At 47.5% G+C, this 25495-nt stretch carries 24 protein-coding genes; 11 read left to right on the plus strand and 13 right to left on the minus strand.

The window, feature by feature from the left end:
- The 5 genes from carB to pyrR form a co-directional block, all read right to left on the minus strand.
- The coding region (carB, locus tag J6U00_RS00765; protein ID WP_296577617.1) for a carbamoyl-phosphate synthase large subunit at positions 1-1493 on the minus strand (1493 nt) is incomplete at its 3' end.
- Between the two features lie 140 nt (positions 1494-1633).
- Positions 1634-2731: a carbamoyl phosphate synthase small subunit gene (locus tag J6U00_RS00770; RefSeq protein WP_296577619.1), complete on the minus strand. Its 1098-nt coding sequence runs from the start codon at positions 2729-2731 to the stop codon at positions 1634-1636.
- A 275-nt stretch (positions 2732-3006) separates the two neighbouring features.
- Complete coding sequence (gene pyrF, locus J6U00_RS00775; RefSeq protein ID WP_296577620.1) at positions 3007-3933, minus strand: orotidine-5'-phosphate decarboxylase; 927 nt, start codon at positions 3931-3933, stop codon at positions 3007-3009.
- A 17-nt stretch (positions 3934-3950) separates the two neighbouring features.
- Complete coding sequence (locus J6U00_RS00780; RefSeq protein WP_296577623.1) at positions 3951-5219, minus strand: dihydroorotase; 1269 nt, start codon at positions 5217-5219, stop codon at positions 3951-3953.
- A 31-nt stretch (positions 5220-5250) separates the two neighbouring features.
- Entirely contained in the window at positions 5251-5772 is a 522-nt protein-coding gene (gene pyrR, locus J6U00_RS00785) for a bifunctional pyr operon transcriptional regulator/uracil phosphoribosyltransferase PyrR (RefSeq protein ID WP_296577625.1), read from the minus strand.
- Between the two features lie 334 nt (positions 5773-6106).
- Here pyrR and trmB point away from each other — a divergent pair, with 334 nt between their 5' ends.
- The 9 genes from trmB (at position 6107) to J6U00_RS00830 (ending at position 15457) form a co-directional block, all read left to right on the plus strand.
- The gene (gene trmB, locus J6U00_RS00790; RefSeq protein ID WP_296577626.1) at positions 6107-6769 is read left to right on the plus strand and encodes a tRNA (guanosine(46)-N7)-methyltransferase TrmB; all 663 of its coding nucleotides are present in this window, start codon (positions 6107-6109) and stop codon (positions 6767-6769) included.
- Position 6770: 1 nt separating this feature from the next.
- The gene (locus tag J6U00_RS00795) at positions 6771-6980 is read left to right on the plus strand and encodes a hypothetical protein (RefSeq protein WP_296577628.1); all 210 of its coding nucleotides are present in this window, start codon (positions 6771-6773) and stop codon (positions 6978-6980) included.
- Positions 6981-7186: 206 nt separating this feature from the next.
- Positions 7187-8176, plus strand: coding sequence for a diaminopimelate dehydrogenase (locus J6U00_RS00800; protein WP_296577630.1), 990 nt, complete (start codon positions 7187-7189; stop codon positions 8174-8176).
- Between the two features lie 172 nt (positions 8177-8348).
- Positions 8349-9491, plus strand: coding sequence for a leucine-rich repeat protein (locus J6U00_RS00805; RefSeq protein WP_296577632.1), 1143 nt, complete (start codon positions 8349-8351; stop codon positions 9489-9491).
- 104 nt (positions 9492-9595) lie between these two features.
- A complete protein-coding gene (locus tag J6U00_RS00810; protein ID WP_296577634.1) occupies positions 9596-10336 on the plus strand; it encodes a hypothetical protein in 741 nt (246 codons plus the stop codon).
- Positions 10337-10381: 45 nt separating this feature from the next.
- Positions 10382-11401: a hypothetical protein gene (locus tag J6U00_RS00815; protein ID WP_296577636.1), complete on the plus strand. Its 1020-nt coding sequence runs from the start codon at positions 10382-10384 to the stop codon at positions 11399-11401.
- Positions 11402-11440: 39 nt separating this feature from the next.
- Positions 11441-13018 carry a hypothetical protein gene (locus tag J6U00_RS00820; RefSeq protein ID WP_296577638.1) on the plus strand — a complete coding sequence of 526 codons (1578 nt, stop codon included), beginning with the start codon at positions 11441-11443 and terminating at the stop codon, positions 13016-13018.
- Between the two features lie 235 nt (positions 13019-13253).
- Positions 13254-14258, plus strand: a complete 1005-nt coding sequence (locus J6U00_RS00825; protein WP_296577640.1) for an NAD-dependent epimerase/dehydratase family protein — start codon at positions 13254-13256, stop codon at positions 14256-14258.
- A 20-nt stretch (positions 14259-14278) separates the two neighbouring features.
- Positions 14279-15457: an iron-containing alcohol dehydrogenase gene (locus J6U00_RS00830; RefSeq protein ID WP_296577643.1), complete on the plus strand. Its 1179-nt coding sequence runs from the start codon at positions 14279-14281 to the stop codon at positions 15455-15457.
- On the opposite strand, the gene J6U00_RS00835 is transcribed toward J6U00_RS00830, so the two are convergent.
- Both J6U00_RS00835 and J6U00_RS00840 read right to left on the minus strand, forming a co-directional pair.
- A complete protein-coding gene (locus J6U00_RS00835; RefSeq protein WP_296577645.1) occupies positions 15458-16036 on the minus strand; it encodes a hypothetical protein in 579 nt (192 codons plus the stop codon).
- Positions 16023-16298, minus strand: a complete 276-nt coding sequence (locus J6U00_RS00840; RefSeq protein ID WP_296577647.1) for a hypothetical protein — start codon at positions 16296-16298, stop codon at positions 16023-16025. The genes J6U00_RS00835 and J6U00_RS00840 overlap by 14 nt, the downstream gene beginning before the upstream one ends.
- A 130-nt stretch (positions 16299-16428) precedes the next feature.
- Here J6U00_RS00840 and J6U00_RS00845 point away from each other — a divergent pair, with 130 nt between their 5' ends.
- Positions 16429-17163 carry a polysaccharide deacetylase family protein gene (locus tag J6U00_RS00845; protein ID WP_296577649.1) on the plus strand — a complete coding sequence of 245 codons (735 nt, stop codon included), beginning with the start codon at positions 16429-16431 and terminating at the stop codon, positions 17161-17163.
- A 31-nt stretch (positions 17164-17194) separates the two neighbouring features.
- Here the strand turns inward: J6U00_RS00845 and J6U00_RS00850 are convergent, their stop codons facing one another.
- The 6 genes from J6U00_RS00850 to J6U00_RS00875 form a co-directional block, all read right to left on the minus strand.
- Positions 17195-18055: a hypothetical protein gene (locus J6U00_RS00850; protein ID WP_296577651.1), complete on the minus strand. Its 861-nt coding sequence runs from the start codon at positions 18053-18055 to the stop codon at positions 17195-17197.
- A gap of 102 nt (positions 18056-18157) precedes the next feature.
- The gene (locus tag J6U00_RS00855) at positions 18158-18571 is read right to left on the minus strand and encodes a peptide deformylase (protein ID WP_296577653.1); all 414 of its coding nucleotides are present in this window, start codon (positions 18569-18571) and stop codon (positions 18158-18160) included.
- Between the two features lie 49 nt (positions 18572-18620).
- Entirely contained in the window at positions 18621-19433 is an 813-nt protein-coding gene (locus J6U00_RS00860) for an amidohydrolase family protein (protein WP_296577655.1), read from the minus strand.
- A gap of 98 nt (positions 19434-19531) precedes the next feature.
- Positions 19532-20329: an N-acetyltransferase gene (locus J6U00_RS00865; RefSeq protein WP_296577657.1), complete on the minus strand. Its 798-nt coding sequence runs from the start codon at positions 20327-20329 to the stop codon at positions 19532-19534.
- Positions 20326-21342, minus strand: a complete 1017-nt coding sequence (locus tag J6U00_RS00870; RefSeq protein ID WP_296577659.1) for a M42 family metallopeptidase — start codon at positions 21340-21342, stop codon at positions 20326-20328. Before J6U00_RS00870 ends, J6U00_RS00865 begins: the two co-directional genes overlap by 4 nt.
- Positions 21339-22355 (minus strand): M20/M25/M40 family metallo-hydrolase, encoded by a 1017-nt coding sequence (locus J6U00_RS00875; RefSeq protein ID WP_296577661.1) that lies wholly within the window; start codon positions 22353-22355, stop codon positions 21339-21341. The genes J6U00_RS00870 and J6U00_RS00875 overlap by 4 nt, the downstream gene beginning before the upstream one ends.
- A gap of 239 nt (positions 22356-22594) precedes the next feature.
- On the opposite strand from J6U00_RS00875, the gene J6U00_RS00880 reads away from it, so the two are divergent.
- A complete protein-coding gene (locus tag J6U00_RS00880) occupies positions 22595-25447 on the plus strand; it encodes an insulinase family protein (protein ID WP_296577664.1) in 2853 nt (950 codons plus the stop codon).
- The last annotated feature ends 48 nt before the right edge of the window (positions 25448-25495 follow it).

Consider the following 25495-nt stretch of genomic DNA (forward strand, 5'->3'; position numbering starts at 1 on the left):
ATACGCTCGATAGTGCTGTCAAGATAACCATACTGCTTTGCAATATCATACTTTTCTTCCGTAAGCTCTCCCTCAGTGAGCCACTTTTCTAGCTCAACAAGGTTCAGCAGCTTATAGAGGAACCAGTTGTCTATCATGGTTATCTCGTGTATCTCCTCTGGAGTGATACCGCGTTTAAGAGCTTCAAATACGCAGAATGAGCGCTCGTCGTCGATGACGTGGAGCTTCTCGCGTATCTCCTCAGTAGAGAGCTTTTCAAGCTTTTTCAGGTTCATGGTATCCATGCCCAGTTCTATGGAACGTACAGCTTTCATCATTGCCTGCTCGAAGCTAGTTCCTATAGCCATTACCTCTCCTGTAGCCTTCATCTGAGTGCCGAGGGTACGCTTTGCGTAAACGAACTTATCGAAAGCCCATTTGGGGAACTTGATTACTACATAGTCAAGCGCAGGTTCAAAGCAAGCGTAGGTCTTGCCCGTTACCTGATTGATTATTTCATCAAGAGTGTAGCCGATAGCTATCTTTGCAGCCGTCTTGGCGATAGGATAGCCCGTCGCCTTTGAAGCCAGTGCAGATGAACGTGAAACTCTGGGGTTTACCTCTATAACAGCATATCTGAAACTTGTGGGGTGAAGTGCGAACTGACAGTTGCAGCCGCCTTCGACTTTCAGTTCCTTGATTATGTTTATAGCAGCTGTACGGAGCATCTGATACTCTCTGTCGCTGAGAGTTACCGCGGGAGCGATAACGATACTGTCACCTGTATGAACGCCTACAGGGTCGAAGTTTTCCATTGAGCATACCGTTATAACATTGCCCTTTGCGTCACGGATAACCTCAAATTCTATTTCCTTCCAGCCGCTTATGCACTTCTCAACAAGTATCTGTGTAATAGGAGAAAGACGGAGACCGTTAGTTGCAATGTCGCGGAGCTCCTCCTCATTCTGTGCGATACCGCCGCCTGTTCCGCCGAGAGTGAATGCAGGACGGACAATAACAGGATAGTGTATCACCTGTGCAAAGTCAACGGCATCCTCAACAGTCTCTACAACCTTTGAGGGAATAACAGGCTCTCCTATCTTTTCCATAGTGTCCTTGAAAGCCTGTCTGTCCTCAGCCTTGTGGATAGTCTCAGGATCTGCGCCAAGGAGCTTTACGTTGTGGCTTTCGAGGAAGCCCTCTTCCGCAAGCTGCATAGACAATGTAAGACCAGTCTGTCCGCCGAGAGTAGATAGAAGGCTGTCCGGCTTCTCAATTTCTATTATCCTCTTTACAACGTCAAGAGTAAGAGGCTCAATATAGACCTTGTCCGCCATAGCCTTATCGGTCATTATGGTAGCAGGGTTTGAATTTACTAGGACTACTTCAAGTCCTTCCTGTTTAAGTGCACGGCAAGCCTGTGTGCCTGCGTAGTCAAATTCGGCAGCCTGTCCAATAACGATAGGACCCGAGCCGATAACAAGTACCTTTTTTATATCACTTCTGAGTGGCATTTATATTACCTCCGTTTTTATCAACAATCAAGATGTTTAATTCGGAATTCGTAATTAAGAATTATTGTGTCTGCTTTTCCGCAGATTTAAACATAGCACGTATAAGCTGATACATTAATTTCGAATTCCTAATTTCTAATTTATTTAAGCATTGTTTTTACGAATTCGTCAAACAAATACGCCGTATCCAGCGGTCCACCGTGTGCTTCCGGGTGGAACTGGACCGTTCTTGCGTTGACTGAGGTATAGTGTATGCCCTCGCAGGTCTTGTCGTTTGCATTTATGTGGGATACCCTTCCCACGGATGGGTCTATGCTGTCCCCTACTACCGCGTAGCCGTGGTTCTGGCTGGTGACGTAGGTGAGTCCGCTCTCTAAGTCAATAACAGGCTGATTGGCTCCTCTGTGACCGTATTTCAGCTTTTCGGTCTTTCCACCGTTGGCAAGAGCCATGAGCTGATGACCGAGGCATATACCGAATATCGGTATACCAAGCTTCTGTATCTCCTTTATATTGTCTATTATCTCAACATTTTCAGCAGGGTCTCCAGGTCCGTTCGAGAACATAATACCGTCTGGAGCAAGTTCCTTTATCTCAGCCGCAGTGGTGTATGCAGGCACTACCACAACTTCACAGCCGCGCTTTAAAAGCTCCTGCCTGATATTGCGCTTATAGCCGAAATCAAAGAGGGCTACGCGGAGCTTCTTTTCCTCCGGCTCATAGGTAAGAGTTTCGGTATTCGTGACAGTCTTTACAGCATCCTTTACTGTGAAAGCACGTATCTTTTCAAGGAGCTCGTCCTTCTTTGCGTAAACATCCTCGGTGGTGATAACTCCGTTCATAACACCCACCTCGCGGATAGTACGTGTAAGGCTGCGGGTGTCGATGTTATTTATTCCGACAATGTTATGGTTTTTCAAGAAATCGTTTATATTGCCCTCACTACGGAAATTTGAAGGAGAATTGCACCACTCTCTCACGATGTAGCCCGATACGTAGGACTTCGCGGACTCGTTGTCCTCAGAATTCACACCGTAGTTTCCGATAAGTGGAAAGGTCTGTGTGACTATCTGTCCGTAGTAGCTTGGGTCTGTGAGAGTTTCCTGATAGCCTGTGACTCCTGTGGTGAATACTACTTCGCCTATGACGGTGCCCTTTGCACCGAAGCTTCTACCCTCGAACACCTGTCCGTCGGCAAGCATAAGATAAGCTTTTTCGCCCATGTTGAATAATGACATTTGTATTCCTCCTTGCGCATAACTTGCGCTCCCTAACCACGCTACCGCCAGTAAACTCGCTTACGGCACCGTGTACTGATGATGTTATTCACTCTGTTCCACGCCATTGTGGAAAGAGCGTCCTTAATTCTGAATTCGTGATACGGAATTCGGAATTACTATGTCCGCTTTCGCGGAAATCATGTGTATGTTTGCGGGCGGCAGGACGCCACCACTACAAAAGGTTCATATATTTTGCAGGGCACGGGGCGATGCAGGCATCGCCCCTACACCAATCACTTCAAATTAATATATTGGCAGATATCATCTCTCATGCGGATAACTTCTCTTCTTGCTGCCTTTGCGAAGTCGCGCTCGTCGCAGCCTTCCTTCTTGTATGCACACATTACTGCGCGTGAGGAGTTGACTATAGCTCCCAGACCGTTCTCGTCGAAGCCACCCTTCAAGCCCTCAGCTCCACCGCCCTGTGCGCCGTAGCCGGGTACAAGGAACATTGTATGAGGAAGTCTCTGCCTCAGCTCCGTAAGCATTTCGGGATATGTAGCACCAACAACTGCTCCCACTGCGGAGTAGCCATACTTGCCGCGGGTATCCTCACCCCACCTCTCGCACATATCGCCCATGCACTCGTATATGGTGCGACCGTCCGCAAGCTTCATATCCTGAAGTTCTCCCGAGGAGGGATTTGAGGTCTTTACCAACACGTATATACCCTTATCGCGCTCACGGCATACTTTAAGGAGAGGTTCGATACCGTCTGTGCCGAGATAACCGTTGACTGTGAGAGCGTCAGCTCCAAAGGGCTCTATCTCACTGTCCCCTATAGTGACTGTACCGAGATGAGCCTTTGTGTAGGCTTCCATGGTAGCGCCTATATCGTTGCGCTTGCCATCCGTTATAACGAACATACCGTTGAGCTTTGCATAACGGATAGTCTTTTCAAGTGTCCTAATGCCGTAGTGTCCATACATCTCATAGTAGGCAGCCTGCGGCTTTATAGCAGGTACAATGTCATGTATCTCGTCGATTATCGCCTGATTGAAGTCAAATATAGCCTTTGCAGCAGCCTTCAGAGTCCAGCCGTCGCTGTCAAGGTAACGGCGCTGTATAAAATCAGGAACATACTCCAGCTTAGGGTCAAGTCCCACCACCGTAGGATTTTTCATTTCGATTATCTTTTCGATAAGTCTGTCAAATGACATTTCTTTTCCTCCTTGTATTATAATGCATTGTATCTTATCTCGCCCTTTGATATAGTAACGAGAGGCTTTCCTGTAAACTCCATGCCCTTGAATACTGTATTCTTTGACTTTGAATGCAATTTTTCAGGTTCTACTGTCCATTTTCTGTCTATGTCGGCGATAACCAGATCGGCTGTGCTTCCCTCTCTGATACACGGTGTATCAAGTCCCAGTATCTTACGGGGATTTATACACATAAGCTCCACTACTCTGTTAAGGCTTATCTCTCCTGTATGATACAGTGCTGTGAGGGTTGCCGCAAGAGAGGTCTCAAGTCCCACAACACCGTTTGGAGCCTTTTCAAAATCAGCCTTTTCCTCTGCGGCATGGGGAGCGTGATCCGTGATGATACAATCTATAGTGCTATCCTTTATGGCTTCGATTATCGCTCTTACATCCTCAGGAGTCCTCAGCGGCGGATTCATTCTGTAGTCCGCATCACGCTTTTCAAGAAGCTTATCTGTGAGCATGAAGTAGTGAGGAGCAGTCTCGCATGTGACCTTAACTCCTCTCGACTTGGCAAAGCGTATCATTGCTGCGCTGCCCTCTGTTGAAACATGGCATATATGTATCCTTGCGTCCACTGATGAAGCAAGTATCATCTCACGGGCTGTTATGTAGTCCTCGGAAGCTCTGTCCATGCCTTTGACTCCAAGCCTTTCGGAGGTCTCGCCCTTGTTCATTATACCGCCGTTTATTATGCTCAAATCCTCGCAGTGAGAAGCAACGAGAAGTCCGTTTTCCTTTGAAAGCTCCAAAGCCTTTCTCATATTTTCTGCATTCTCAACAGGCCTGCCGTCATCGGAAATACATATACAGCCTGCCGCTTTCAATGCGTCGTAGTCGCATAGGCCGTTTCCACTCATGCCGCCTGTTATGCAGCCTACAGGATATACGTCAACTCCCGTTCCCTTTGCCTTTCCGATGATATAGCTTATAGTTTCCGGATGGTCGCATGGAGGCTTGGTGTTCGGCATTGCAAGAACTCCTGTCACTCCTCCTGCCAATGCCGCGGCACAGCCTGTGAGCACATCCTCCTTATGGGTGAAGCCTGGGTCACGGAGATGAACATGCATATCGAACAGTGACGGCATAAGCACAAGTCCTGTTCCGTCGATGATCTGTTCTGCATTCTCTGTTATACCGCTGTATATCCTTGCGATAATTCCGTCCTTTATCAGTACGTCTGCTGTTGTATCCGTTATATTATCAACTGCTCGTATATTCCTTATCAGAATAGATGACATATATACCTCTCTTTCAGTTTGTGGTGGATATTCAGTAGATAGCTACTCCGTCGCTGCCGTCGATCTCCTCAACAGAAACCCTTACAACCTCGCTGTGGGATGTTGGAAGATTCTTCCCTATATAATCCGGACGTATTGGAAGTTCTCTGTGTCCGCGATCGATAAGCACAGCAAGCTGTATTGAGCGCGGTCTGCCCCGCTTTATAAGAGCATCTATGGCAGCCCGTGAGCTTCTTCCAGTAAATATCACGTCGTCCACTATAACTACGTTCTTGTCCGTAATATCAAAGGGTATCTCCGTCTTTTCAGCGTCTCCGCCCGATTTGCTGTCGTCGCGGTAGGGCGTGATATCAAGTGAACCGAAAGGGACCGTGTTTTTTTCGAGCTCTGAAAGCTTTTCTGCAATACGTCTTCCGATAGGAACACCTCTTGACAGAATACCAACTATGCACAGATCCTCGGTGCCCTTGTTTCGCTCGATTATCTCGTAAGAGATACGGGCAATAGCACGTTGCACAGCCTTATCGTCCATGATAATGCGCTTCGACTCCATACACTGTTCTCCTTTCAGCAACAAAAAATGCCCCCCGCGCGGCAGGGAGCATACTTATAGTTATAGCTATGTTATAATTACAGTATCAAATAACTCGCCTTGCCGACCTCACGGGATCGAATTAAAGGGTAGTTTCAATTAACAGAAATATTATATCACATTATGTTTCTCTTGTCCAGTGATTTCAGTAATATTATTATTTATTTACAAAAAGCCGCTCTTAAGGTTGCCGCTGATTGTAGAGCATTTCGGTATACGAAAATTTTTCGCAGACTATTTGATTTTACAGGAAAATGTGGTATAATTATTATCAGTACAATCACGGAGGTAATTTATGAGAATACGTCATAAACCATGGGCTAAGCCTGAATTGGAGACTTGTCCCTTTTATATACAAGAGCCGCAGAAGCAGATAGGTCACTGGAGAGAGCTTTTCAGCGATCCTGACAAGCCGCTATACGTGGAGTTGGGCTGCGGCAAAGGCGGCTTCATATCACAGGCTGCTCCTGCTCATCCGGAAGCTAATTTCATAGCTATGGACATAAAGAACGAGATGCTAGTCCTCGCAAAGCGCAAGCTGGAAGCCGCTTACGCGATAAAGGGAACTTCTCCGGATAATGTCCGCATAGCAATACAGAACATCGAGCGTCTCGAGCTTGCATGGGACGAAAACGACCGTGCAGAACGGATATACATCAATTTCTGTAACCCGTGGCCTAAATCCAAACACAAAAAGCGCCGTCTGACACATACCCGCCAGCTTGTGAATTATAAAAAGTTCCTCCGCGGCGAACTCTGGTTCAAGACTGATGACGACGAGCTTTTCGAGGAGTCATTTGAGTACTTCGCGGAGGCAGGCTTCAGGATAAAATACAAAACCTACGATCTCCACGCAGAAAGTCCTTACGAAAACTTTGTCACCGAGCATGAGAAAATGTTCTCCGACGAAGGCAAGAAAATAAAGTTCCTGATAGCTGAACCTGTAAGGGAGGATTAATATGGAATTCAAGAAAGATTTCCACGGTATACATATAGAAGGCGGTTCGGTAAAAGCCGCCGGCAAAGGCAATCTCGCGGTATCAGAGGAGGTACCACAGGATATACGCACCAAAATAGTTCCCAAGAACGTTGCAAAGACAGCCGTAAAGGCTGCTGCCCTTACGGGGCTTGTTATCCTCCGGCACAAAGCAAAAAAGCGTAAATCATAGTTTTGTGAAGCAAAAATGTGATTTACATGAGTAGTATCTAGATATTAGAAAATAGAAACTACTTCGCATCATAATACTACTCACTACTTTCAACTTACTCAAATTCAAATTTACCATAGCTAATTTTGAATTTACAGCTTTACAACAAAAAAATAGTGTGATATAATATTAACGTAATTTTTGATCACAACAGGAGGACTAATATAATGGCTAAAGTTAGAATCGGTATTGCAGGCTACGGCAACCTCGGAAGAGGCGTTGAGCTCGCTATCCGTCAGAATGATGATATGGAACTGGCAGGAATATTCACACGCCGCGATCCTTCCACAGTTAAGCCCCTAACGGCAGGCGCTGGTGTCTACAGGATTGATGATGCCAAGAATATGACAAACGATATCGACGTTATGATAATCTGCGGAGGAAGCGCTACAGACCTTCCCAAGCAGACCCCCGAAATGGCTAAGCTTTTCAACGTTATCGACAGCTTCGACACTCACGCAAGGATACCCGAGCATTTTGCAAACGTTGACAAGGCTGCTAAGGAGAGTGGTCACCTCGCTTTTATCTCTCTCGGCTGGGATCCCGGTCTCTTCTCCCTCAACAGACTTTATGCAGAGTCCATACTTCCCAACGGCAAGAGCTATACCTTCTGGGGCAAGGGCGTAAGTCAGGGACACTCCGACGCTATACGCAGAGTTGAAGGCGTAAAGAAAGGCATACAGTACACTGTTCCAATAGAGTCGGCTATGGAGGCTGTCCGCAGCGGAAGCCAACCCGAGCTCACCACTCGTCAGAAACACCTCAGAGAGTGCTGGGTAGTTCCCGAGGAGGGTGCGGACCTTGCGAAGATAGAGAGCGATATTAAGACTATGAAGAACTACTTCGATGAGTACGATACAACAGTAAACTTCATCAGCGAAGAGGAATTCAACGCAAAACACAATAAGATGCCCCATGGCGGTTTCGTTATGAGAAGCGGTCTCACTGGAGACGGTGAAAAAACTCATCAGATGATAGAGTACTCTCTCAAACTGGAGTCAAATCCTGAATTTACAGCAAGTGTGCTTATTTGCTACGCAAGAGCGCTTGCAAGGCTCAAGGCTGAGGGCGCGACCGGTTGCAAGACTGCTTTCGACATCGCTCCGGCTTATCTTTCAAGACTCAGCGGCGATGAGCTAAGAGCCTCAATGCTTTAATAAAAACTTTTTCAGGGAGCTGCTTAATGCGGCTCTCTTTTTGTATGCACTTAGTACAATAAGCAGTAAATCCTTATGTGTATTTTGTGAGTTTTGCTCTGAATTTATTGACATTCGCAGTTTCAAGTGGTACAATTATTATATAAAATATGGCAATAATAGGGGGATAATTATGGTACAGACAAACGCTATATGCACTAACTGCGGAAAAACAGTCGAAGTCGATAAAACCAAGGACGCTTGGGTGTGTCCTCATTGTAGCACTCCTTTTATAGTCAGCAAGGCTGTGAACAAGTACAAGTCACAGCACAAGGAAGTCGCAAGAAAGGTAAAGGCAGTCAAGAAGCAGAACAGTGACTTTGAAATAACGGACGGCGTTCTCACATCCTATAAAGGCAGTGCGGAAAATGTTACTATACCTGGAGAGGTGCGCAGGATTGGTAATCACGTATTTGAAAACAATACTGCCCTTAAACACATCACCTTCCACGACAAGCTGGAGGTCATCGGAGGCTACGCATTCCGCGGCTGCACAGCCCTTGAGGAAGTAAGTTTCCCTGACAGCATATCATTTATTGATATATGGGCTTTTCGCAGCTGCACAGCTCTGAAAAGCGTCGTGTTGCCTCCACTACTACAAAGTATATCAGACGCCCTCTTCGCGGACTGCGCCGAGCTCGTATCAGTTGAGTTCCCGGAAACTATAGGAGAAATAGGCGCATTCGCCTTTTCTGGCTGTAAGAAGCTATCAGATATCGAGATACCGAAGTACGTCTCACAGATAGGAAAATACGCTTTTTCAGGCTGTGAAAAGCTTGTAGCTGTCAATATACCTGAGGGAGTTTCTCATATACAGGAATGCACCTTTGCCAACTGCTCATCATTGTCGGCTGTAGGTATCCCTAAGACCATCAAGTCGATAGACTCTGCTGCATTCCAGAACTGCGTATCGATCAAAAGCATAGAGCTTCCTGCTGGATTGCTCAGTGTTGATGGTTTCAGCGGCTGTACAGGTCTCAGAGCCATAGAGATACCGACAGGAGCTACGTCGGTAGGCGATTTCAGCGGCTGCGAGAATCTTGAGAGCATACGCATACCTGCCTCGGTAAAAAAGGTGAGCGGCGGCTTCAATAATTGCCCTAACCTTCTGAACATATCATGGCAGAATCTTGCAGACAACGCCTCTAACTTCCCAGCTTACTACGAAACAGTTGTGGCTAGTCGAAAGACCGCAGGAAAGTGTCCCTACTGCGGCGGCGATTTCAAGCTAATAACCAAGGTCTGTAAGAACTGCGGCAAGAAAAAGGATTACTGATGCCCATACTACGCATAAACTGTTTTTTAAGCAGACTATTGACGAAAAAGGGTTTTGGAGCTATAATACTATTGTAAGCATCATTATAGTACAAGGAGAATTATATGAAGCTCTTTTCCCGCATAATGGCAGTTATCACCGCTGCCCTGCTGTGCTCATCAGCATGGAGCTGCAAAAGCTCAGAGGCTGACAAAGCCATTTCAGCAAAGGACAGTACCGCTTCAACAACGGAGACTTCCACGGCAGTCACGGAAGCTACTACTACTACTGCTGCGGAAACAACAACTTCTGCCGCAGCAACGACCGAGCCCACTACAGAGGCTCCGCAAAAGGGATTTGCGACATGCTTTGAAGCCGCACAAGCCTACTACAGTGCTTACTTGCACGGTGACGCAAACGCCGTATATGATATGTTCTGTCAAGAAGAGATAGAGGGGTACCATGCTTACCTCGACACATCCGAGTCAGAGCTACTCGACGGCAAGAACGCGCAGGTCATGTTTAAGCGCTCAAAGGTCATGAGCGCTATCAACGATTCCATAAAAAAGATCCATTCCCTTATGGCTGAAAAGTCTGACGTTCCGCCGGATAAGTGGACTACCACTCTCGAAGAAAAGCTTATCAGTCCAACATCCGAAAACGCTCTCAAGGACTTCAACAAACAGCTCGGCACGAGCTTCACGAACGCTTCAGGCTGCGGCATCGTTTATTACAAGGATGGCAATGATGAGCATGATTTCATCGGAAACGGCTGTGGTTTCGTAGAGCTGGATGGAAGATGGTATCTGTCTTATGCGACCGTTATGAAATGCGAGCTGATCACATACATGGATATTTACAGATAAGGGCGGGATACTGCCCTTTTCTTCTGAAAGCAAAGGAGAGGTATTATGTCTGTATTCACAAAGACATGTATATTTATCACGGGTTTTCTCCTTCTCCCACTTTTAGCCGCAGAAATAGTCGCTCTAACGACAAATCTCATTTTCGCCCCTGCCCTTGGCATGAGGGTGACTAATATATCTTTTTTCGGTCTGGAATTCAACGTTTCAGACAACAAGTGGACTGTTTCCTTACGTAGGTTCAGTCCTATCATACAGCACGACGTCCGCTTTGACAGCAGGAAGTCTGTAGAGAGCTTCAGCGACAGAAAGGCTGATATGCTCCAGTTCCTGAGCGTTGCCGCCAAATTTGCAGTAGCCGCAGCACTTTGCTTTTCGTTACGCGGTCTGCTGACAAAGCCAGAGCATTTCACTCATACAGAGTTGTTGCTTTTCTCCTTTGCGGCAGGAATGGTCTTCCACGCCTTCTTTTCGCTTGCAATGTACATCTACACAAGCCTCGTTCTTGTAAAAAGACTGGGTGGCTGTATAAATTCGATTATTAAACGCCTCAGGCAAGGTGAGAGCTACGCCTCTATCGACATGAAGCCAATGGAGGAGCTCGGCTTAAAAAAGTCCACCAAAAATGAGCAGCTGCTCTATTATCAGCTGTACATGGGACACCTTGCCGCAATGGGCAATTATAACGGTATGCGCGAGCCCTCCCACAAGGCTATGAATATCCTTATGGACCGCGGCTATTTCGTTCAAGAGACCGGCAGCTACTACTGGCTGATATACTTTTTCTCTGAAGTGGAGCCGAATCCCCAGATCACTGATCTCCTCCTTGAAAGGCTCGGAAGCGTGATAAACAAGGATAACGACGCAAACGCAAAACGAGTTCTGGCATACTATCTGTTTAATATAAAACGTGATTTCGATGGCGCTCAAGAAATGGTGAACGAGGGCTTCCGGGCTCTCGATTCGGACGCCGGTCTTGCTACGGAACGCGACCTTGAACGTCTGCTCCTCACAGACCTCAACGAGCGGCTACAGGTGATAAATAAGCCTGCTGCCATGACTTGCTGAGCCTTTATTATATAATATACCACACGGAGGCTCTCCTTTATGGACAACAATCTCTTCAAAGAAACTGCTGACGCTGCAAAACAGGTGCTCGACCGTTTCGGCATTGATATACTTTCGGACCACAAGAAATTCTGCTCCGCCTTTTCTGACTTCGCTCCTCGTCTCTCAAAAGAGAACAAAGCTTTCTTCGTTGCTCTAAGCGAGGATATAGGTGATATATTCATACATGAGAACGACGCCGTTCTCACAGGCTCAAAGCTTGCCGACGATGTTGTACAGCGTGCTGCCTCGGAGATAAGCGAATACCTAAACGCCGAAAAGGCAGACCTCGTAGCGTACAGCATAGCTTCAGCCCTCGGCTGGAAGCTAAAAAGCGGTGTCTCCCTGCTTTCGTCAGACAGCGGAGACAACTTTATCAGCACCGGAGACAGAACATCACTTATCGAAGACCTTTTCAGAAGGGCTCAGAACGGCGATAACGACGCAAGCTTCAACCTCGGAGAGAGGTTCTTTTATGGAAGAGGCATAAAACAGGATTACACAAAGGCAGTAAAATGGTATACTCTCTCCGCGGATAGAGGCGATTGTAGCTCTCAGAAAAAGCTGGCAGACTGCTATTACCTCGGACAGGGCGCGGAGCGTAATGTTGCTCTGGCAGCAAAACGCTACGAGCAGGCAGCCGAGCAGGGCGACTACGATTCACAGAAAGCTCTTATACGTTGCTTTACTATCGGCGGCGCAGGGCTCCCTCCTAACAGGGCAAGAGCCGAGTTCTACTCAAAAAGATACGGTATCAGCATAGAAGCGAATACCTCTGACGGTCTTCTCAGGAGCGCTCAGGCCGGTGATCCCGAGTCGCAGTTCAAGCTGGGGAATATGTACCTCAGGGGCGTAGGTATCGAGTATGACAGTGAAAAGGCTATCTATTGGCTCAAAGCGGCTGCCAGTCAGGGAAATACCGACGCGCAGTTCAACGTTGCCTGCTGCTATCTGTCAGGTATCGGAGTTCCGCAGGACAAGATATCGGCGGTAATGATGTTCAAGGAAGCCGCCGACAAAGGTGATCTTGACGCACTGAACAACCTTGCAGGCTGCTGCCTGCGTGGAGATGGCACTTCACAGGATCAGAGCTCTGCTGCGAAATACTACAGGCAGGCAGCTGAACAAGGACACCCGAAGGCTCAGTACAATTATGGTGAGTGCCTATTTAACGGCTACGGTGTGCCAAAGGATACCACGTCAGCCGTAAAATGGTACAGGCAGGCTGCCGAGCAGGGCGATCCGGATGGTCAGTACTCTTACGGTTGGTGTCTTCTAAACGGAGTGGGTACGGCTGCTGATCCGGTGGCAGGAAAGGATATGTTGGAGCTTGCAGCTGAGCAACATAATCCTGCCGCTCAGAAGGAGCTGGGCTACTGCTATGTAAATGGCACAGGCACTTATAAGAATTACTCTATTGCCGCAGGTCTGTTCAGTAAGGCTGCTGCCGGCGGAGACAAGGAAGCTGCCGAGGCTCTTATTGCCTGCTACAAGTACGGTGGTGAGTACCTCGCCGCAAACGACGCAAAAGCTTACCACTATGCCGAGCAGTACGGCATTGATTACTATGATATATAAGCTAAGCCCCGTGGCATGCTACAATGTCCTGGGGCTTTTTCTCTTTATTCTAATGCTGAAACATCCAACAAATTCTGCATCTTTTATTTTTAAGTGCAAGAATTTACATAAGAAACAATATATTTAATATTTTTCACTGGCTCAGATATTGCTTTATTTATAAATCTGTGTTATAATAATTCCAACAGTTTTACAGCGCAATATACAAAATTTACTCTAAGAGGTGAACAAATACTTGAAGATACTACTCATCGGCGGAACAGGCACTATAAGTATGGCTATAACAAAGCTCCTTGCGCAGCAGGGACACGAAGTCTTACTGTTGAACCGCGGCGGCAGGAACAGTGAGCTGCCGGAAACTGTACGTACTATACAGTGCGATATCTCAGACGAAAAGGAAGCAGCAGAAAAACTCAAAGGTATGAGCTTCGACTGCGTCGGAGAGTTCATAGGCTTCGTACCTTCACAAGTGGAAAGAGATTTCAGGCTTTTCAGAGGCAAAACGAAACAGTACATCTATATCAGCTCCGCCTCCGCATATCAGAAGCCACTTGCAGACTGCGTAATAACCGAGAGCACCCCTCTTGCAAATCCACACTGGCAATACTCCCGGGACAAGATAGCCTGCGAAGAATACCTTATGAAGCAGTACCGTGAAAATGGTTTCCCCGTAACAATTGTACGACCAAGCCACACCTATGACGAGAGGTCAGTGCCACTTGGAGTACACGGCGACAATGGTAGCTGGCAGGTGGTCAAAAGGATAATGGAGGGCAAGCCGGTCATAATACACGGAGACGGTACCTCACTTTGGACTATCACCCACAACAGTGACTTCGCAAAGGCTTATGCTGGACTTGTAGGAAATATCCACGCTGTCGGTCAGGCTTTCCATATAACCTCTGACGAGAGCGTAACATGGAATCAGATATACTCAATAATTGCCGACGAGCTTGGCGTTGAGCTTAACGCCTGCCATGTTTCATCGAAGCTACTCAACGCTATAGGTCCCTACGATTTCGAGGGTACTCTTATCGGCGACAAGGCAAATACAGTTATATTCGACAACTCAAAAATAAAACGTGCAGTTCCCGATTTTATCGCAACTATACGGGCAGATCAAGGTATAAGATGCACAATACGCTATATACTCGCCCATAAGGAATGTCAGACAGAGGACGAAGCATTCGACAGCTGGTGCGATAAGGTCGTCGAAGCAGTGAAGAATATAAAAATATAATAAACAGGGAGGAAAATACAATGGATAATTTTCAGTTTTACAGTCCCACAGAGTTCATATTCGGAAGGGATACGGAATCAAAAGCAGGAGAAATGGTAAAGAAGTACGGAGGCACAAAGGTGCTCATACACTACGGTTCAGGCTCTGCTGTCAAGTCCGGACTAATCGCCAAGGTTAAGGCTTCACTCAGCGAATGCGGAATACAGTTCACAGAGCTGGGCGGAGTACAGCCAAATCCCCGTGATACTCTCATATATAAGGGAATACAGCTCTGCCGCGATGAAAACGTTGACTTTATCCTCTCTGTAGGCGGCGGCTCATGCATCGACTCCTCAAAGGCCATAGCTCTCGGAGTCCCTTACGACGGAGACTTCTGGGACTTCTACGGCACAGGTAAGGAGGTCGAAAAAGCTCTCCCTATCGGTACTATACTTACTATAGCAGCTGCCGGAAGCGAAGGCTCTGGCGCATCGGTAGTCACCAAGGAGGAAGGCAGCTTCAAGCGTGATGTGGGTTCAGACCTTCTACGTCCGCGTTTCTCGATACTGGACCCCGAACTCACCTGCTCCCTCCCGGCATATCAGACAGCCTGCGGAGCTACAGATATAATGGCTCACGTTTTTGAACGCTATTTTACAAACACTCACGAGGTCGAGATCACAGACCGTCTCTGTGAGGCAATACTCCTCACGATGATAAAGGAGACTCCCCGTGTTATCGCACAACCAGACAACTATGAGGCAAGAGCTAATATAATGTGGGCTGGCACCGTTGCCCACAACGATATAGTCGGAGTAGGCAGAGCTCAGGACTGGAACAGCCACCGTATTGAGCATGAGCTTTCAGCTCTCTATGACTGTGCTCACGGTGCAGGACTTGCAGTTGTCATGCCTGCATGGATGGAATTCGTATACAAGCACAACGTTATGCGCTTCGCTCAGATGGCTGTCCGTGTATGGGGCTGTCAGATGAACTTTGAGAATCCAGACGAGACCGCTCTTGAGGGCATACAGTGCTTCCGCGGCTTCCTCCGCAGCATAGGTATGCCGATAAACTTCAAGGAACTAGGGGCCAAGGAAGAGGATATCCCTAAGCTGGTGGACAAGCTAGGTCTCGGTGACGGAAAGACCGGCGGCTTCGTTCATCTCTCCGCACAGGACGTTGCAACTATATACCGCATTGCAGCTCATGCCGAATAATCAGCGCTTAAACCTCATATCCCCTGCAAACAGTGCAGAAGAGGCTATTAGCAATGGCATGGCTCGGCTACCGAACTGACATACAGCCAAAGCCGATAAGGCTATATTCAAAATTCCTAACGCCTTCATGGCAAGGAAGGCTGTGCGTTCACACGCTCTCCCTTCTGTAAGGGTGCATATTAACGCACCGCCGTCAAGGCTGTAGTAAGGCAACATATTGTACATGGCAGTGGAAAGGTTCAGCAGCGGAAATATACCGTCGCAGTCAGAAAGCTTCATAACAGAATAAACGACAATATTGGCGGTAGGTCCCGAAAGCAGCACGAATATGCTGCTTCGTAGTGGGATCGTGCCGCCTTTTTGTGTGACAATACGTATCCCTGCAGCGCTCAGGTCCACAGCCCTGACGCTACCGCCGCAGAGTGCAATAGCTACAAGATGTCCTGCTTCATGGATGGCGCATACCGTGTAGAAAGCTAATATGAGACTGCTGCTTCGAAAGAGAAATATCAGCGCATTGAAAACGAGAAAGGAAAAGTGTATGCGGACTGCCGTTCCAGATATCCTAATGCTTATCAATATAGTCTATCAACATATCTATGGGATTAGGCATGATCTCTCCCCTGTCAGCCGAAAGGCTTTTTATCCTGCCGAACACCTCTTCCGTTATTTCTGGTCGGAATATCCTACCTCCCACAAGCAAAGCCGCAAGGAGTATACATATCACTGCCTGCATGGCTATGATGTCGTCCGCTCTGTTTTTTTGTTTTCTGTCATATTCTGCCATAAGGGCTTCCGTGCTGTCTCTGTCGTACTCATCTTTCAATTCATCGTTTCCCATAACATCACCTCAGTAATACTTATGCAAAAAAAATCGAAAAATGCAAAAATACCCATGGTTTTTCTCATTTTTTCAGTTCATAATACTATTGCGGAGTTATTCCGCACTCAAAAATCAGAGGTAAATGCTTATGAAGATGAATGCTTCCGCTGCATTGCTAACTGCGGCTGCTTTGCCATGTTCGGTGGTATACGCTGCCGACTGCTCAAAGACAGGCTACGGTCAAGGCACCGCGGTCGATGAAAAGAACCGCCCCCTTGACGCAGTGCAGTTCAACAGCCGATTTGGCGACCTTGATGCCTTCGCCCTGTCGGAGGACGATAAGAGAATAATCATCACCTTTGATCAGGGCTATGAAAACGGCTATACCGCAAAGATACTTGATACGCTTAAGGAAAAGAAAGTACAAGCGATATTTTTTCTGACAGGTCCATACGCAAAAACAGAGCAGGCTCTGGTACAGCGTATGATAGACGAGGGACATATCCTTGGAAACCACGGCATGACCCATGCAAGTCTGCCTGATCTGTCAGACAATGACGCAAGGCATGAGATACAGTCCCTGCACAGCTATATTCTGGACAAATACGGCTATCAGATGCAGTATTTTCGCTGTCCATGCGGCGAATACTCCGAGCACGCTCTCGAGCTCACCAAGGAATGCGGCTACACCACTCTTTTCTGGAGCAGCGCTTATGTTGACTGGAAAACAGACTGTCAACCCGATCCGGATGATAGTCTGAAAAAGATGACCGACGCGGCTCATGGCGGAGAGATACTTCTCCTTCACTCTGTTTCGGCTACAAACGCCGAGATACTCGGAGAGCTGATCGACAATTTCCGCGCTAATGGCTTTACGGTATAAATAATGGGACACGAAAGTGTCCCATTTTGCTTTATGACAGCCTTCCCTTGATAACAAGAGTACTTACTCCTGCCTGCACAGACCATACTCCTGTTGTATCTGACTGTGAGAAACTTGCCGCAGGTACGGTAACCTCTCCGTCAAGGCTTGTAAATACACCCGTATCCGGGTCGTAAGCATAGTTAGTTCCCGACACCCAGGGTGTTCCGTTGAACTCGGCTGTAAGTCCGCTTAGAGCAGGCGTGAAAGAATCGCTGAATACCACATTATCAGCGGCTTCTGCCGAAGCTGTTCCGAAATTCTGGATAATAAAGGTGTAAGTCACCTCTCCGTTCTCCTCAACAGCAGCAGGACTGAGAGACTTGCTTATTGCAAGGTCGATGCCGTCGCTGTAGGAAATAGTCTCGGATACTGTCACAGGCTCAAAGCCGGCACCGCTTATAACTGCGGTATTCTCTATATCAGCGTCTGTACCCATAGGCGCAAAACTGTTTGCGGAAGCTGCATATACCAGCATAGCATTGCCACCTGCTGGTACATTTATACCAGTCACCGTGAGTGGCGATATCGTTGTCACCGCAGGTTCTGGCTGCTTTACTCCGTTCACATAGTAAACGAGAGAGCCCTCTCTATAGGTCAGGGGAACAGCAGTACTGCCATCCTCTCCGAAGCTGTAGGCACCGAGGTCGTCTGTGACAGTGAGTCCGCTGTAGCAGACAGAACCAGAATTCACTATGCTTATCATATAAACGTTTTCGCTTTCCTGTGAATAGCTGTCAGAAACAGCATCCTTCTCTGCGGAAAGCACCTCAAGTATCTCGCCCGAGGTTATATTTGAGCTTGCCACTGTACCGTTATAGGACAAAGTAGCCTGATTATAGAAAGTCGCCATACATTTTCCTCCATATAGCGGATGTGCCGCTGTATTAAGGGAGGGAGCGCTTCCCTCCCTCATTAATATTATATGTCGACTCCTACTTCTTAGTGAATACTGCTAAATGATGATACCGCTGAAATGGTCTATCTCGTGCTGTATTATCTCTGCCTCAAAGTCCCTGAATATTCCCCGTCGGCGCTTAAACTTTCTGTCCATGTATTCCACTGTTATGATACGGTGACGAGTTACTGGACGTAAACCGCTAAGGGAGAGACACCCCTCCTCAGTATCGTATGTCTCCTTTGAACGATCAACTATCACAGGATTTATCATTGCAATATACTCTTCACCTATTAATGCTACAAGTATGGTCTTATGTACTCCTATCATATTTGCAGCCATTCCCACACAACGATCCTCATTTGCCTTTACCGTGTCGAGAAGGTCGCGTACTGCCTGCATATCCGCTCTCGTTGCAGGCTCAGACTTTACGGAAAGTACCGCTTCGTCCTTGACTATATCTTTTACCATAAGATATTCCTTTCCAAATAAAAACGGGACAGCCGTGTCCCGTTTTTTATCATTTTATTTCAAGAAATGCCTTGAAATTGTCTGCAAGTATCATCTGATTCTCTTTTTCGTTAAAGCCAAGCTTCAGGAAGCGCATGAGCTCGTCCTCATGACTCCACATGGGGAAATCAGATCCGAAGAAGCAGTTTTCGATACCATACTCTCTTATTATTCCTGCGGCTCTCTCGGGAGTGAGAAAGGCAAGAGAGCTGCTGACGTCGAATCTGACATTTTCAAGTCCAGGAAGGATCCTTTCAGCTGCGTCCCATTGCTGATAGCCACCGAGATGAGCAGCAAGTATCTTAAGCTTTGGGAAATTGTCGTGTATCCTCTTTATACGTTCAGGGGCAGAGTAATCATATCTTGCGTCGCCGCAATGTATAAGCAGAGGAAGTCTTCCCTCCATGAGCTCGTATATTCTGAAAGCCTCGGGAGAATCAGCGTTGAACTTCTGAAAATCAGGGTGAAGCTTCACACCGTGGAGCCCAAGAGATATTATCTGCTCTATATCACCTTCAAGGTCCTCTGAATCCGCATGGGTAGTACCGAATCCGTAAAAGCACTTGTGCTTATCACACTCTCCAGCGATATATATATTGATATTGCTTGTCTGCCTCGGGCTTGTGGCTGTTGAACACACAAGATATTTTTTAACGCCAATCCTGCTGCCGGCTTCGATGAGCTTCTCGCTGAAGCCTCTATTATTCATCGGTATGCCGTAAAAATGTCCTATACTGTCCGTAGCAGTATCGGCTATCTTTTCAGGAAATATATGAGAATGAGCGTCTATTATCTCATATTTTCCGTAAACCTCAGGGTTCATTATATCCATCTCCTAAAATACAAATTCAATGAACATTATAACCTATCCGTGGGTAAAAGTCAAGACGTTATATAATACTCATCACCTATAGGCAGTTATCACCTTTCCTCAAGGCGTCCCTTTGCAGCGCTTTCCTTCTCGATGTCAATTCGTTCGAGAACTATCTCACGTCCTGCGATGCGGAAGCCTATCTCCTGATAGAAGCTAACTCTGACGTCTAGAGCAAGGAGATACGCCCTTTTTCCAAGCCCGTTGAAGAACTTTGCTAGCCATTTCAGAAACTCCCTTGCGTAGCCCCTTCCCCTTGCAGCTGTATTTGTAGCTACCTGTCCGATAAGGACTGTGCTGCCTATATCAAATACTGCCGAAGCCGTTGTGGAATTGCGATAGGTAAACACACGGCTGATACCGTGACGACAGCGGTGTGAAGTATCCGTGTACCAAAGAGAAAAATCCGCTATATTTGGAAAGCCCTCACAGAGTATCTTGTATACATCAGGAAGGCTGGGATTGAACTCAACGTGCTCCTCGATAGCTTCAAGAGGCGTATCATCGGGGATAAGTTCAAAAATTGTACGGTTAAGCACCTGATAACGGTCCGGAATGGTTATACCCTCCAGTATCTTTTGGTCGCCCTCGATACGGAAGGGAAGATTCATACTCACAAAAAGGTCTATCTCGTCATTGGGTTCGAGCTTTCCGTCGCCGCATATTATAAGTGTGGAGTTGATGATAAACATGAACCCCGTACCGATACCATCGGTTATCTTGTAGAAACGGCAGAATTCATAATTCGGACCGTATGCTCTCATGTATGCAAGCATTTTCTTTCCAGAGAGCGTTTTGTTGAGCAGTACGCGGTCAAGCTCATGCTCATGTTCAATCAGCTTTATCATATCTCATGTATCCTTCCGATAAGAGATTTTACCAGTTTATATGTATTTTCAAGGTCGGAATAATTTATCACTGAAGAAGCCGAATGGAGATACCTACACGGCAATGATACAGCCATTGTACGTACTCCGCCTGCGCTAGTATGTATGACTCCGGCATCGTTTCCACCTGCTATCATGGTCTTTGTCTGACAGGGTATGCCCTGCTCTTTAGCAATATCAAAGGCAAGGCGGTAAAGCTCCTTATCGTACATGGTATGCCTGTCCATAAATGATACCACCGGTCCCCTTCCGACCTCGCATACCCTTTTTGCACCGGAAGCTCCGTCGATGTCCGCAGCCGTGGTGGATTCGAGGACTATGGCATAATCGGGAGCTACAGAATAGGCAGAGGCAACAGCTCCGCGGAGACCTACCTCCTCCTGTACATTAAACACAAAATATGTATCATATTCAAGATCCTCGTGCAGGAGCTCTGTCATAATGGTACAGCCTGCACGGTCGTCTAGAGCCTTGGACTTTATACAGCCGCCCATTTCAACAAACTCCGAGTCAAAATAAGCGCAGTCTCCGAGAGAAACGTATTTCTCAGCCTCAGCCTTGTCCGCAGCACCGATATCTATGTATAGGCTGTCGGTCTTGGGAGCCTTTTCGCGCTGCTCCTTGTTGAGATTGTGTACAGCCGTAGAGCCTACAACTCCACTGATACGGCTTTTTCCCACTCTGACCTGCCTGCCTATAACAACAGACGGGTCGATACCACCAACATTTCCGAAGCAGAGAGTACCGTCAGGACGGATATATGTTATAATAAAGCCCACCTCGTCTGTATGCGCACATACCATGAGCTTCTTTTGTGGAGTTTTCCTTCCCTTTTTGAAGCAAATAAGATTTCCGAGATTATCTACTCTATACTCGCATAGATCATTTATTTTGCTTATTATAAGCTCGCGCACAGAGCTCTCGTCGCCTGAAACTCCGTCCGCAAGACACAGATCTTTTAACAGCTCCTTCATTTTATACCCTCCCTTATGAATCCTGCAAGCAGCTTAGCGGTTAGCTCAACGTCCTCAAGGTCTATGACCTCAACGGGAGTATGCATATTTCTCAGAGGGATGGATACCGTACAAGCCTTCGCACCGCAGCAGTTCACGGAATAGCGGTCGGCATTGGTAGAGGTAAGTCCATTCATTACCTCTCTCTGGAAGGCGATCTTCTCAGCCTCAGCCGTCCTTATAAGCTCGTCGCTGATCTCACGGGACAAGGTGGGAGAAATACCTATCATGGGACCCTTTCCGAGGTAACCGCACTTGCTCTCTTCCTCACCTATAGCGTAGGCAAAACTTACATCAACAGCTATGGCAATTTCAGGATTCACCTCAAAAGCACTGATTTTGGCGCCGCGCTCCCCTACCTCTTCCTGAGCAGAGAATATTACCGTAACATTGTAAGCTAAAGGCTTATCCCTAAGAAGTTCAAGTGCGTAAAGTATGGAAGCAACTCCACAGCGGTCGTCAAGAGCACCTCCTGTGATGCGTCTGCCAATAAGGTCACGGCAAGTCACATCAAAGGTAATGCTGTCCCCTGCTTCAATTACTTCTTCAAGCTCAGACTTGGACATACCTGTGTCTATTGCAACGTCCTCCATTTCAAGGACCCCGCTATCTCCGTTGGTGAGATGAGGCGGAACGGAGCAGATAACTCCCTTTATATCCCGCTTTCCATATATTACAACAGGCTGTGCTGGAAGAAGCCTGCGGTCTATGCCACCTATATTTCCGACTTTCACAAAGCCCTCGTCCGTGATATATGTTACGATAAATCCCACCTGATCTATATGAGCGTCCAGCACCAGCAGAGGAAGTCCCTCCTTATGAATGCCGAAGCGTCCAATCACATTTCCATTTATTATCTCTGCATCGGGACAGTATTCCTTGAGCATAGTGAGAGCAAGCTCCGCTGCGCATTTCTCGCTGCCGGAAGCACCGCTGGCTTCTGCAAGCGAGATAACGGTCTTTTTTATATCCATTGCCTTTTTCCTTTCGTAAGGTGTTTAAAGTTCAGTTTCTATTATATCACATCATGCGGTAAATAGCAATATTCGCTGAAAAAAAGTTGCTGTTTTTTATAAACTGGCGCGGATCAAAAACAGCAACACGGTAATCTGCCGCACAGCAGACAGACAAATGTTGTACTGACGAAACCTCTCTTGCATAAGTGTGGCAAAAATGGTATAATCATACTATGAATATACTCAGGAGGTACTGTATGAATATAAACGATACTATGCACGGATTTAGGGTAACACGTATAGCTCCTGCCCCGGACTGCGGCTCGAAATTAATCGAGATGAGCCATGAAAAGACGGGAGCAAGACTGATATGGCTGAAAAACGATGGTGAGAACAAGCTCTTCTCAATAGCTTTTAGGACGCCGCCCTCGGACGATACGGGAATATTCCACATACTTGAGCACTCTGTACTCGGAGGCTCAAAGAAATACCCAGTGAAGGAGCCGTTCCTTGAGCTCATGAAGGGAACTATGAACACATTCCTGAACGCAATGACATATCCCGACAAGACTGTATTTCCCGTTTCCAGCAGAAACGATACGGACTTCATGAATCTTACTAGGGTCTATCTCGATGCTGTGTTTGATCCTGCCATATACTACAATCCCAACATCTTCTATCAGGAGGGCTGGCACATAGAAATGCGTAGCGAATCTGATACTCCAGTATACAAGGGCGTAGTCTTCAATGAGATGAAGGGTGCTATGTCATCAGTGTACAGCCGTATGGAATCGGAGATGATGAACGCCCTCTATCCGGACAGTTGCTACCGTTTCGAGTCCGGAGGACTTCCCGAAGCTATAACCGACCTTACATATCAGCATTTCATAGACGGTCACAAGACTTACTACCACCCGTCAAACTCCTATATATACCTTGACGGTCCAGTCGATATAGACGCAGTGCTTGAACTAATCGACGGCGAATACCTCAGCCGCTTCGAAAGGCGCGAGGTAAAAAGTGAGATACCCGTCCAGAAGCCCATACCTTCCTCCGTCAAGAAGGCTTACTACGAGATATCCGCAGACGAGGATGAAGCTGCTCATACCTACTACCTATCAGGCAAGATACTCGGAGGCTACGAAGAACGCGAAAGAATAACGGCAGCCGCCATCCTCGGCGAAGCTCTTACAGGTTCAAACGACGCTCCCCTGAAACGCGCCGTCCTTAATACGGGACTCTGCCTTGACGTTTCACTCGATGTCAGCGACGGCATATTCCAGCCCTTCGGCTGCCTCTGTATAAACAACACCGACGAAGAGAACTGCGACAAGCTGAAAGAGGCTATCCGTGCCGCAGTTACTGAGCTCTGTGAAAACGGCATCGACCGCAAGCTCCTTAAAGCTGCTATAGACCGCCATGAGTTCCGTTTTCGTGCAGGCGGAGAGCCGCGAGGTCTCACAAGGAATATTTCCGCACTTTCTGCATGGCTCTATGGCGGTGATCCTCTCTCCTACCTCGAATTGGGAGAGGTATACAATTCTCTCCGTAAAAGAACTGATACTGGCTACTTTGAGAATCTTCTTAGAGAATGGCTCCTTGACGATGACAACCGTGCAGAGCTGTACCTCTTGCCATCTCGCACCTACGGCGAGGAACTGAAAAAAGCCGAAGAAAAGCGCATAGCTGAGGTAGTCGGCAATCTTGCCTGTGAAGAGCGTTCCGTTATTATCGAGCAGAACAGACAGCTCGACGAATGGCAACAGTCCGTGGATACTCCAGAACATATTGCCACCATGCCCCACCTTGCCATTTCAGAAGTAGACGAAAAGCCAATCGCTTACGAAACATCTGAGGAAAAGGTATCCGGCGTTACTATTCTCCGCCACCCTGCCTCAGATACGGGCATAACCGCACTTAATCTCTATTTCTCCCTTGCAGACCTCTCCGAAGATGAGCTGTCTGCCGCTGCCGCAGCGACAAAACTTTACGGAGAACTGCCGACCAAAAGGAGCTCCGCCGCCGAACTCCAGCGCAGGATAACAGGTACTCTCGGCGAGATCTACTTCACTGTAAGCGTATTCTCGCGTAATGGCGTTAAGGATAAATGCTCCCCCTACTTTATGCTGACCACTCGTTTTCTCGACAGAAATACAACCGAAGCTCTCGACCTTATTTCCGAGATACTCACAGAAACAAGCTTTGACGATACGGACACCGTTCGCGAGCTTCTCATGCAGTCGGACGAGAATTTCAAGCAGTCGATCATCGCAAACGGTCACACCTGCTCAATGAGCCGCGTCCGTGCAGCGCTCTCCGCAGAAGCTGCCGTTTCCGAGCTTGTTTCGGGCTATGAGGCATACAAGCGTCTCCACGAAGCAGTAAAGGCTCCGGAAAAGCTGACAGAAACCATAAAGTCACTCAGCCGTATCTTCTGCACCTCCCGTCTCTGCGCAAGCGTAACGAGCACAGGCAATGTCTCAATAGAGCCCCTTCTGAAAGCTCTCCCCACCGGTGAAAAGCCGGCAAGCGAGGAAATGAGCTTCACTCTTGACATACCCGAAAAACAGGGAATCATTATCCCCTCCGGCGTATCCTACTCGGCTATGGTTTTCCCCGACGACTCGGCAGACAAGGCTGTACGCAGCGTTCTCTTCCGGGCACTTTCCCTCGAATACCTCTGGAACGAGGTCAGAGTAAAGGGCGGAGCCTACGGCACAGGCGCTTTCATGGACGCAAAGGGAGAGCAGTCCTTCTACTCATACCGCGACCCCTCCCCTGCCGCGACCTTAGATACATACCGCAGGTCTGCGGACTTCATTAACAGCTACTGCAGCGGATCCCCCGATATAACGCAGTATATCATCAGTAGCATAGCCAAGGACGAACCTCTCATGTCAGACGGCAACAAGAGCCGCCACGCGGACGGTCTGTGGTTCAGAGGCATAAGCTATGAAGAAAGGGCCGCTGAAAGGAAGCGTATGCTCAGCGTAACTGCAAATCAACTGAAAGAGGCGGCGGAAAAGCTCCGCAGCTTCGGAAATATATGCGTAATGGGCAGTGAAGCAGCTATGGAAGGTCTCGGACTTACCGTCGAGAGTCTGACATAAACCGATAAAAAGCAAATCAGCCATAAAGAAGCATCAAAAAAACTTCTT

The sequence above is a fragment of the Ruminococcus sp. genome (genome assembly GCF_017650195.1).
Lineage (GTDB): Bacteria > Bacillota > Clostridia > Oscillospirales > Ruminococcaceae > Ruminococcus.